This is a genomic window from Vibrio sp. Vb0888 (assembly GCF_033338835.1).
GTDB lineage: Bacteria > Pseudomonadota > Gammaproteobacteria > Enterobacterales > Vibrionaceae > Vibrio > Vibrio alginolyticus.
Genome location: NZ_JAWOTL010000005.1, coordinates 312,481 through 322,855 on the forward strand (window position 1 = coordinate 312,481; position 10,375 = coordinate 322,855).

Annotated in this window: 9 protein-coding genes; 3 read left to right on the plus strand and 6 right to left on the minus strand. The window is 44.4% G+C overall.

The window, feature by feature from the left end; all coding sequences use genetic code 11:
- The first annotated feature begins 137 nt into the window (after positions 1-137).
- The 3 genes from R7P72_RS10390 to R7P72_RS10400 all read left to right on the plus strand — a co-directional run bounded on the left by R7P72_RS10390 (position 138) and on the right by R7P72_RS10400 (position 5,162).
- Positions 138-2,492 carry a helicase-related protein gene (locus tag R7P72_RS10390; protein WP_170893868.1) on the plus strand — a complete coding sequence of 785 codons (2,355 nt, stop codon included), beginning with the start codon at positions 138-140 and terminating at the stop codon, positions 2,490-2,492.
- A 288-nt stretch (positions 2,493-2,780) separates the two neighbouring features.
- Entirely contained in the window at positions 2,781-3,158 is a 378-nt protein-coding gene (locus tag R7P72_RS10395) for a hypothetical protein (RefSeq protein ID WP_005377965.1), read from the plus strand.
- Between the two features lie 330 nt (positions 3,159-3,488).
- Entirely contained in the window at positions 3,489-5,162 is a 1,674-nt protein-coding gene (locus R7P72_RS10400) for an alkaline phosphatase D family protein (protein ID WP_017820829.1), read from the plus strand.
- A 78-nt stretch (positions 5,163-5,240) separates the two neighbouring features.
- On the opposite strand, the gene R7P72_RS10405 is transcribed toward R7P72_RS10400, so the two are convergent.
- From R7P72_RS10405 to R7P72_RS10430, 6 genes are all read right to left on the minus strand, one after another.
- Complete coding sequence (locus R7P72_RS10405) at positions 5,241-6,344, minus strand: phosphoribosylaminoimidazolesuccinocarboxamide synthase (protein ID WP_005377963.1); 1,104 nt, start codon at positions 6,342-6,344, stop codon at positions 5,241-5,243.
- 204 nt (positions 6,345-6,548) lie between these two features.
- A complete protein-coding gene (locus R7P72_RS10410; protein WP_005377962.1) occupies positions 6,549-6,941 on the minus strand; it encodes a SulA-like leucine-rich domain-containing protein in 393 nt (130 codons plus the stop codon).
- Between the two features lie 411 nt (positions 6,942-7,352).
- Positions 7,353-7,535 carry a hypothetical protein gene (locus R7P72_RS10415; RefSeq protein WP_005377960.1) on the minus strand — a complete coding sequence of 61 codons (183 nt, stop codon included), beginning with the start codon at positions 7,533-7,535 and terminating at the stop codon, positions 7,353-7,355.
- A gap of 177 nt (positions 7,536-7,712) precedes the next feature.
- Positions 7,713-8,687 (minus strand): hypothetical protein, encoded by a 975-nt coding sequence (locus R7P72_RS10420; protein WP_005377958.1) that lies wholly within the window; start codon positions 8,685-8,687, stop codon positions 7,713-7,715.
- Positions 8,688-8,763: 76 nt separating this feature from the next.
- On the minus strand, positions 8,764-9,423 hold the full coding sequence (locus R7P72_RS10425) for an OmpA family protein (RefSeq protein ID WP_005377956.1): 660 nt from the start codon (positions 9,421-9,423) through the stop codon (positions 8,764-8,766).
- A 217-nt stretch (positions 9,424-9,640) separates the two neighbouring features.
- A complete protein-coding gene (locus R7P72_RS10430; RefSeq protein ID WP_005377954.1) occupies positions 9,641-10,336 on the minus strand; it encodes a DUF2786 domain-containing protein in 696 nt (231 codons plus the stop codon).
- Positions 10,337-10,375: the final 39 nt, after the last annotated feature.

Sequence of the window (10,375 nt, forward strand, 5' to 3'; positions counted from 1 at the left end):
TGCACATCAATGTAATGTCGCAAAAAAATTCAGATACCGACGAAAATATCGGCAATATTGGTTGTTTAGAGATACCTAAAGCAGGATTTTTTTACTTGGGTATAATGTTTTGCATCATCAAATCAAATCCAATTTCTATGTTTCAACTACCTATCGACAGCCTGCAAGCCGAGTTTGACCATCATGTAAGCCTTAACCATCTTGTGGTGGAAGCCGAAACCGGGTCGGGTAAATCTACCCGCTTGCCCATGTGGGCGGCAAAACACGGACGCGTTCTGGTTATTGAACCACGTCGAATTGCTTGTACCTCGCTGGCTGAATTTCTTGCGGAGCAATCTGGAGAGCCAATAGGTCGCAAAGTCGGTTACGCGATCAAGCTTCATGCCTATTTTGATGAAAAAACCGAAGTTGTATTTGTCACTCCGGGGGTTGCACTGCGTTGGTTTTCGGAAAACAAGCTAGCAGACTTTGATGTCGTGATAGTGGACGAATTTCACGAGCGACGCTGGGATATTGATCTATTAACCGCCATTTTGAAGCAAGAAAATCAACATCGATTGATCGTCACTTCCGCTACCTTAGAAGGCGAAAAGCTTGCTCGTTACCTGAATGCTAAGCGCCTGAGTTCGGAGGGACGTTGCTTTCCAGTCACGGTGACACATCGTTCTACAGACAGCCGCTATTTACCGAACAAAAAGGGATGTGAACAGGAGGTTGTCGGAGCGGTAAAAGAAGCACTGGAAGATGAAGATGGCGATATTCTTGTTTTTCTCCCAGGACGTAAAGAGATCGCCCAATGCGCGCAGATGCTACAAAGCAGCAGTGATGTCATGGTGGTTAAACTTCATGCCTCGGTCAGTGATGCAGAACGACATCGTGCGCTGACGGTACAAAAGCAACGGAAAGTCGTATTGGCAACCAACGTCGCGGAAACCTCTCTGACCATTCCTAATATCCGGGTGGTAATCGATAGCGGCTTAGAGCGCAGAACTGTACAACGAAATGGACGTACAGCACTGACGTTAACCAACATTTCTAAGGCCAGTGCCGCGCAGCGAATGGGGCGAGCAGGTCGCGTTACCGAAGGGGCTTGTATTCGTCTATATGGTGAGCACGCGCCTTTAGAGTTGGTGACACCTCCAGAATTACACAGAGAAGAGCTCGTCGAGCCCATGCTGGCAGCGGCTTGTTGTGGGTACCGTCTCTCAACACTCGATTTTCTCGACTCAATTCCCCCAAAGTCGCTAGAGGCATCTCATTCGACGTTGTTATCCATGGAAGCGATTGATGAGGATGGCAATGTCACGCAGCACGGGAGAAAAGTATATCCACTACCCATTGATGCACTGTTTGCCGATCTCGTTACCAGAATTCAAGCGAAGACAGAGAAGGAAGCAATGATTGACTTGGCAGCAGCATTATCTGTGCCTGCTCAACTCTATCAGCGACAAAGTGGTGAAGTCGCTGAGCTTCTATCTCAAGAGGAACCATACGGGTGTGATGCCTCTTTGCTTATCCGTTTGGTTCGGGGGGAGCGACTTCCGGGCATTGTCATTGATGCCAGCGCACTCGAAGAGGCGCAAGGTTTAGCGAAACAAATGCGAGAAGCATTTGAATTACCGGAACTTGACGTTGCCTCTCGATATAAACGTGAAGCGCTCTTTTTCTCCATCGCCTCATTGCACCCTGAGCTTGTGTTTGTCCGACGAGCTCGTCGAAGGGATGCTCTAGGAAATGGCGTAGTCGAGATGCTGGTTGGGCGTAACAGCCGCTTTCCTGATAAAGAAGAAGCGGCCATCGTGCTAGATAGCCATAGCGTGCCAGGACGAGGTGTTAAGCAAACACTAAACCTCGCATCGGTTATGATGCCTATCCCGCTGACGTTATTACGCGAACTTGAGCTAGGGGAGTGGCAACAAGGTGAGACGAATTATGAAGAGGAGACCCCAAGAGCAACGATGCATTTTGTCTACGCCGGACGAACAATCTGTACTGAACATCAAGCGTTAAAAGGTGATGTTGCTGTTCAGTCTATTGTCGAAATGATAGAAGACGAGACACTGTTACCAGGTTTTGCTTCTCAAAGAAAACAGCAAATCCAACACTGGAAACTCTACAACGCATTGGGCCTTAATGTCGAAGGAGAAGAGGTTAACGACTTGGCCTCCTTGACATTTTCTAGCTGGTTAAAGGATCAGTTGGAAACATTAGGCGTTGAAAACATCGATGATATGGCGTTGTTTGAACCAGAAGACTTAACATTTAATGGTGTTCCAGAATGGGAATACGACGATTTCACGGAGCAGTACCCTTTAGAACTTTCGCTGCCAGAACTCCAACTAGATGTCGAGTATTACGCGTCTCGCAAGCTGGTACAGGTCGTTTATCGAGAGGGAAACCGAAAGGGAGGCCCGAAGCGTTGGGAGCTGCCACGTTGGGCGGGTTGGAAGATACAGTATAAAAAGGCCAGTCGAGTGATTGATGTGAAGTAGGTCGGCGGATGACGTTGTGACAAGAATTGATATTTTCTTGGTGAATCTATAATGATTTCATATTGATAGCGTTACTTGCGTGTTGTTTTTAGTTTCTTAATTGAAATATTAATCAATTGAATGCTTATATATGGCGAAGCTGTACATCAGTTGTTACAAAGCTGGTTTTAATATTTCCTTTTGTATGTAAATTAGGGCATAAAAGACGAATGTTTTATATCCCATTGCTATATCAAAACAGTTGAACGATATTTGGTATATCTCATTTTCGAGTGTCGGGGGCATAGAATGGATCAACAAGGAAAGACGTGCATTGAATTCGACTACACTAGCTTTTTAGGAGCGACAGGTAGTAAAAAATGGACCTTTTTAGAGGCATTTGCCACCATAGCGCCTATTTTCGGTTTGATGTGGAAACAGAACATTGCGGAATTGAGCAAGCCTGAAGATCGGTTGTGGGATGCCGCATTAAAATCGATGTCTTCTCGTAAAAGTGATGAATCCAATTTGGTCCGCTTAACCCAGTTAGCTAAACATGAAGGGATCAATGAATTGCGAGTCGTTATGCCATATTCGCTCGATGTTCAGCAAATCGAGTACATAGAATCTCGCAGTCAGTTGAAGGTGGATACGTCAGAACAAGATGTCCTTAACATCAAGTTTTAGGCTGAGCATTTCCACTTCATCGATGTACCACTTAACAATAGTGCAATGAAAAGCGACCTCAAAGTAGGTCGCTTTTTTATTTTGAGGTTTTTGTCACAGGTCTTAGGAAGTGTGATGAATATAGAGTATTTGCACTTAAATTAACAAAAATGTAACGTTTGGAAATGCAATTGTCATAACTAGCTTCTAACTTTGTGTTTTTAGGACAAATTATCGACTAAGTGGTTGGTACTGTAAGTTCGAATTAACGTCCCTTATTGGCATACAAGGATGATCGAGTCACCACGTCATTTGGGCATAAAAACAAACACAATAAGAAAGGAAGTCAATATGTCTTTGTCTCGTCGAGACTTTATGAAAGCTGCCTCTTCAACGGCGATTGTTACCGGGCTGGTGGGCTGTGGTAGCGATGCTAGTGAATCTGTTGCGGTTACCTTTGAGCACGGAGTGGCGAGTGGAGATCCTACTCAAACACAAGTAATCATTTGGACTCGTGTTACAACCTCAGCGAGCTACGCAGATGTAAGCTGGCAAGTTTCTTCTAATGAAAATTTTACTGATATCGTACAAAGTGGCACTTTTGCCACGGACACGAGCCGAGATTTCACGGTAAAAGTCGATGTTCAAAATCTCAACGCAAATTCTCGTTACTACTATCGATTCATGGTTGGAGATGTCACTAGCGAAGTCGGGCAAACTCAAACATTACCAGAGGATGGTGTAGAAAAGGCATCCATGGCGGTTGTTTCTTGCGCAAACTATCCTGCTGGTTACTTCCATGTGTATCGAGAGATCTTAAATCAACATGAGCAAGAACCGTTTGATGTGGTACTTCATCTCGGTGATTACATTTATGAGTATGGTGCTGGTGGCTACGCTAGTGAAGATGCTGAGGCACTAGGGCGAGAACCAAGCAAAGGCACTGAATGCATTACCTTAGATGATTACCGAAAACGGTATGCGCAATATCGCCAAGATGCTGATCTGCAAGCGTTACATGCGAGCCTACCAATGATTGCTGTCTGGGATGACCATGAGCTTGCAAATGATACTTGGAAAAATGGTGCGGAAAACCATCAAGAAGAGGAAGGCAGCTTTAATGATCGTCGTGCAGCTGCGGCTGCCGCGTGGACAGAATGGTTGCCCGTTCGTGAAAACACTTTCTCAAACATGCTGATTTACCGTCAGTTTTCGTTTGGAAGTTTAGTCAATTTGATGATGCTCGACACGCGACTTGTGGGGCGTGATAAACCGTTGGATTATTTCTCGCTCAGCTCACCAACGATGGAAGCTATTGGCGGTTTAGTTGCTCAGTCGCGCAGTCAAGATCGAGAGCTGTTAGGCGCTGACCAACTCGCTTGGCTGATGGATGCGTTCAGTACGCACGACGCAACTTGGAATGTGCTAGGGCAACAAGTGTTAATGTCTCGTATGGAGTTGCCAAGTTCGGTTATGACCGCGATGTTTCAATTGTTTACTGTCACTGAAGAACAAAAAACAGAGGCGTTATTAGCGGTAAACTCTGCGATTACGGGTTATCTCTCTGACCCAAGTTTAGATACCATTGCTTTGCCATATAACCTAGATGCATGGGATGGTTACTACGTTGAGCGAGAGAAAGTTTATCAACTGGCCAAAGCCAGCAGTGGTAACTTTGTCTGCTTGGCAGGAGATACGCACAACGCATGGGCAAGTGAGCTTAAAGACATATCTAAGCATCCTATCGGGGTAGAGTTTGCAACTAGCTCGGTGAGTTCCCCTGGGCTAGAGGCCTACCTCGCGTTAGACCCTGTCGCGATCGCTCAAATGGAATACACGCTGCCGCACTTAGTGTCAGAATTACAGTGGGCAGACATCAAACAGCGTGGCTTTATGCGCGTTACTTTTACGCCCGACAAGGCAGAGTCGACCTGGTATTTCGTATCAACGATTAAAGACAAAACATATCAGGTGACGACCAAGTCAGCCTCTACAACAGATGGCACTACGTTAAATATCGGCTAAGGTGAGCCTAATACGAAAAAAGTCCGCAGGCTAGTGCGGACTTTTTATTGGAAAGCGTTTAGCAATCTAGCGACAGTGCTAGTCAATCAATCCGTATTCTTTGCTCAGAACCTCGATGATTTCCGCTTTCGGATTCTCACTCAAATGAATCGGCTTGCCTGTAATCTTCTCGGCAATACCAATGTAAGTGCTCGAAATCGCCATCAAAGATTCGACGGGTAAAGCATTATCACGAGCGAGAGCTTCGCGCTCAGGCATACGTTCTTTGTTTAGCAAGATATCTGGGTCAGGGAAGTGGTTAAGTAGGAACTGGCGGAAACCTTCTTTTGAGTTCTCTACGATGTGACCTGCTTGGTACTCTTTAGCATCCCATATACGAGACGAGTCTGGTGTACCCACTTCATCCATGTAAATCAGCTTTTCATTGCCAGCAGCATCATGAACATAACCAAATTCGAATTTGGTATCGACAAAGATTTGGTCGATTTCTTCTAACGCTTGGCTGATAACGTTAAAGCCTTCTTTCAGCAATTTTTCGTAGAGTGCGATATCGTCAGCGCTTGAGAAGTTAAATGCTTCGTAGTTGTCTACGATGTTTTGACGAGTAATATTTACGTCATCCGCTTCTGGCACACCGGGAATGCCTTTTAGAATGCCTTTTGTGGATGGGGTCATTAGCAACTCTGGCAGTGCTTTGTCTTTTCCTAACCCTTCAGGAAGTTGGATTCCACAAAACTCGCGCTCGCCATTTGCGTAAGCGCGCCACATCGAACCCGTGATGTATTTGCGGCAGATGGCTTCGATTTTTACCGGTTTGGCTTTTTGTACAATCCAAACAAAAGGGTGAGGAATGTCTAGAATATGGCTATCTGCTAAGCCATTTTCTTTGAACAGTTTGAACCAGTGATTAGAAATCGCATTAAGCGCAGCCCCTTTACCCGGGACACCATTAAGACCACCTTCAGCATGCCAAATACAATCGAATGCAGAGATTCGGTCGCTAATCACCATGATAGCCAAAGGCGCATCTGGAGCGACATTGTATCCTTTTTCTTTGATCAGTCGGGCGCTGTCTTCTTCAGTTAACCAGTAAACTGAACGAACTTTTCCACTATGAACGGGTTTATGGGTGCGAATTGGCAGGTCGTCATTGACGGCAAGTACTTGATTAGCAAGGCTCATTGCGACATTCCTATCATCTTAATCAAACGTCAGAAAGAGAAGATATTCAGCAAAATGTGGGCGCTGAATAAATCGAATGTGGGCATCATACCAGAACTATTTTAACTCGCCAGAGAAAAAGCAAACGTTTGCCTGTTTTCTTTAATACAAAAAAATGCCCCCTTAAAAAGGAGGCGAGATGCAGGATAGATAACGTCGAACTTATTAGTGGTACTTATTAACTCTGCCTTCGACGAAAAAGACTTCACACTGATAGCGCTGCGCCATGTCGCGCAACATAGATTGATTCATAAGTGCAATTTTATTGGATGCGACAACAGCACTGGCATTGCCTGAGCGGATGGCTTTTATCACGATCTCGACTTCTGAAAGCTGTTGAGAGGGCTTCATTTGAATAACGTTTTTACAGCAAATATTAGAAGCAGTGAGTTGTTCAAAGTCTGGACGAGGGCAGTCTGCTGTAAACAAAATCCATTGTTTCTGCTGCGATAAAACAGCCAGCTTAGATAGAAGCTGATCCGAAACGGCCATGGGCTTAGTTGCTTGTGCCAATACGTTGTAACGAGAGTATGTATGAGATTGACTTTGTAACTGCATCTTACTGTTCCTTTATACATGCTGTATGTGTATACAGTAGTTTGTTTTGGTGACCTGATCAACCAGTTTCTCAAAAGTTATTTGCGGTTTTTTGAGAAGGAAATAAAAGGATTTGATTCTAAGTAATTGAATTTATGTGGTTGTTTTTCATTTTTGATATGTCTAACATCAATTTAAAAATGTGAGGTGAGTAGAAAACTGGACGAGATACATACAGGGGTTTACTACTGTATATACAGGTGTTGTTTCATGGACAGTGGTTTGTATACAGTAAGAGAGGGCTGATAACCGATGCGACGTGCTATGTAGGATAGGAGGGAATACGAGATAGAAATTGGAAATAGGCTTGGCCGATCAAAAAAGCGCCTTAAAAGGCGCCTTTGAAAATCAGTTCCATTGATTCCGTCTTGCTTAGCTCGCTCGTTGCAAGCGTTCGCGCATTTGCAATTCGCCTTGGTTAAATAGGCGCACGTCGATTTTTGCCATGTCGTAACAAGCTTTACATGAGTAATGGTGCTTGCCATCTAAATAATCGTGACGAGTTACAAGACTAGGTTTTTTACACCAATCACAGGTGCCTTCTTCAGTGAACATTGATTTTCTCCCCACCTAGATTAATTTGAGTCGTTAGGTGTTATTTTGCGCCGGGCATTATGGCATAAAAGCGAGACTTAAGTTAAATGTCTGTTAATTTCTTTGAGAGGGAGATCGATTGCGGTGTTTGATTATATGGGAATAAAAGCATGGCAGCCAAAGTATCCTGACCTATTTTTACTGTTTTGTAACATTTTGTGAAACGAGCTTAAAGGCATGATTGAGTCGCTTCATTTCTTCTTCACTGCCCCTTGTGTCAGGATGATAAAGCTTTGATAACTGTCTATAGCGTAGCTTGATTGCCTGTAAATCAGGGATGGTTTGTGGTGTGTAGCCAAACATAGCACACGCGACGCTTAGCTTATGGTTTTCTGCCTGAGTTTTGGATTTCTTAAATTCTCTGAATAGTTTCTCTAACTGACGCTTCAGTTGCTTGTTCGTAAACTCTAGCTCTTTTATTTTTTCCGCCATTCGTTGATTTTGGCTTTCCTCTTTGGCTTCACGCGCTTTTCTATTCTGCTTGAGTTTTTTGATCACGAGGAAACTTAAGCCGCTGATGATGAGGATCGCCGCTAGCCAAATCAGCCATAGAAACTGCGAGTGTTTTACTTTGGGGTTTGCAACTGTGCTTTTCTCTTCTTGTGTTTGCTCTGCTTTTTTATCGAGCGACTTTATTTGCGAGACTTGTTTAGCTCGTAGCTGGTTGAAGCGCAGCTCTAACAGTTGATTATAAGCTTGTTCTGCTGCTGGATTATGCTGAGAAGCCATTTGATACAAGGCTTCAGTCAATTGAGAAGTTGTGACCTTATCTGGATTGCGCTGAATAAAATCGGCGAGAAGAAAGCCACGATCGGTTGGGTCATTGAGTGCGATAGAGGTTAGCCAATATAACGCTTGTGTTTCATTTTTTTCGCCATTTATCCCTTTAGCAAAGTCGTTCGCGAGGTGTTTTTGCGCAGGGAGGTAACCTTGGTTGGCGGATTGCTCTAGCCAGTAGCGCGTTTCTGGTGAGGCTTCAGCTTCGTTTGATGCCAATAATTGTTGTGCGTACTCGTATTGTTCGATGGGGTCATTTGGAGCTTGAGAGGCAAGTGAGTAGCCAGAAAAGCTGAGGCTAAATAAGCAGAGTAGGGCAGACGTTTTGACAGACATTAATATGTTAGGCCTAACGATAATGGTTAGGCCTGCTCCGGTAATTTTTTATTATTACCGTTATGGTGCAACCAAATTACTTCAGTGGCAAGATCTGGATTTCAACACGACGGTTGCACGCACGACCTTCAGAAGTTTGGTTTGAGCAAATTGGGTTACGTTCGCCGTAGCCGCGTGCAATTGCACGACCAGGTGCAACGTTTTGAGATACTAGGAATTGACGTACGGACTCTGCACGGCGCTCTGACAACGTTTGGTTGTATGACTCACTACCTGTGCTATCCGTGTAACCGTCAATAACGAGACTGGTATCTGGGTACTCAACTAGGATGCGAGCAACACCACGTAGAGTATTATGGATGCTAGCATCAAGCTGGTAAGAGCTTGAAGAGAAGCCGATACCGTTTTCCATACGCAGTAAAAGCTGATTTTCACCAACACGCTGAACTTGTACGCCAGAGTTTAGCAAAGCGCGACGTAACTCCGCTTCTTGTTGGTCAAAGTAGTAACCAACGCCAGCGCCAGTCGCTCCGCCTGCGGCTGCACCAATGAGTGCATGCTGACGACGTTCTTTAGCATCATCACCCGTTGCTAGGCCGATTGCTGCGCCAGCGATCGCACCAATAAGCGCGCCTTGCGTGGTGGAGTTAGTTTCGTATTCACCCGTTGTTGCATTTTGGCGTTGAGTGGCTTGACAGCCAGTAAGAGCTAGCACTAGAGCTAGTGCAATAGGCATCTTTTTCAAGGGAAAATCTCCGTATAAAACTGAGGCGAAACCATGCCTCATAATGGGATGCGAATTATGAATAAACAAGCATTAATATTTGTTATGAGAAAGTAAGATTGATAAGAGTTTCTGTAAGAAAATTCCTATCAATACTGCCAAAGCTCTCAAAGTAAGCCCCATAGACATCGAAGTCATTGCTGCTTATGTGAATCCTTTACTATCCTGGCTATTTCGATGAATCGCCCAACATTTTGCGTGCTTGTTCGCCGCCCACTCCACGGTTAACTGAAACCTTTCTACCTTTCTTTAAGCCCACTTCGTAGTCTTCAGTTAGGTTTTTCATCGCTTCTTTCAATTGCTTCTTGAACGTTTCGCGGTCAATGTTTTGGAATTCTTTATCAATATAGTCATTAATTTTATTGGCCGACTCTTCATCTGGAGAAATAATTGGCAATTTTTCAATCGCGCCTTCCACCCAGCCAGATACAAATGAGTTCACACGGCGAGTCACTTCCTGAGAAGAGGTGCCGGTGCCAGCAAAGCTGTTTCGGAATTGTCCGGTACTTTCGTTCATCTCGCGATAAACAATATCGAAAGCAAATGCAGCAAAAATAGCGCGATCTGCTTCACCGATAAATTCGACACGTTTGAGCCCTTTGTGATTCAACAATACTGCTTCGACACCGAATTTTGTGTTAATGCCGCGAATCACTCGCAATATGGTAGAACTGATGTTCGCTGGTAGCAGATGAGAAGATTGTGTTTTTCCCATTCTGATGAACTCAATATCGTCTTTATCGAGACCATATTTAAGCATGAGGCGATGTGCCATTTTGATAGCATTGGCAGCCTCATTAACATTAGCGGAATTGCCCAGTTCTAAGCACTTGGCGATTTTTTTCAGAGCTTTTTGTTTATCCATCGACAACCAGTAACGAAAGCAGAAAATTTATGAAGTCAG

Coding starts and splice junctions, on each gene's coding strand:
- R7P72_RS10415 (WP_005377960.1), bottom strand. CDS start 7,535: ATGTTCACTGAAGAAGGCACCTGTGATTGGTGTAAAAAACCTAGTCTT.
- R7P72_RS10410 (WP_005377962.1), bottom strand. CDS start 6,941: ATGCAGTTACAAAGTCAATCTCATACATACTCTCGTTACAACGTATTG.
- R7P72_RS10395 (WP_005377965.1), top strand. CDS start 2,781: ATGGATCAACAAGGAAAGACGTGCATTGAATTCGACTACACTAGCTTT.
- R7P72_RS10400 (WP_017820829.1), top strand. CDS start 3,489: ATGTCTTTGTCTCGTCGAGACTTTATGAAAGCTGCCTCTTCAACGGCG.
- R7P72_RS10405 (WP_005377963.1), bottom strand. CDS start 6,344: ATGAGCCTTGCTAATCAAGTACTTGCCGTCAATGACGACCTGCCAATT.
- R7P72_RS10390 (WP_170893868.1), top strand. CDS start 138: ATGTTTCAACTACCTATCGACAGCCTGCAAGCCGAGTTTGACCATCAT.
- R7P72_RS10430 (WP_005377954.1), bottom strand. CDS start 10,336: ATGGATAAACAAAAAGCTCTGAAAAAAATCGCCAAGTGCTTAGAACTG.
- R7P72_RS10420 (WP_005377958.1), bottom strand. CDS start 8,687: ATGTCTGTCAAAACGTCTGCCCTACTCTGCTTATTTAGCCTCAGCTTT.
- R7P72_RS10425 (WP_005377956.1), bottom strand. CDS start 9,423: ATGCCTATTGCACTAGCTCTAGTGCTAGCTCTTACTGGCTGTCAAGCC.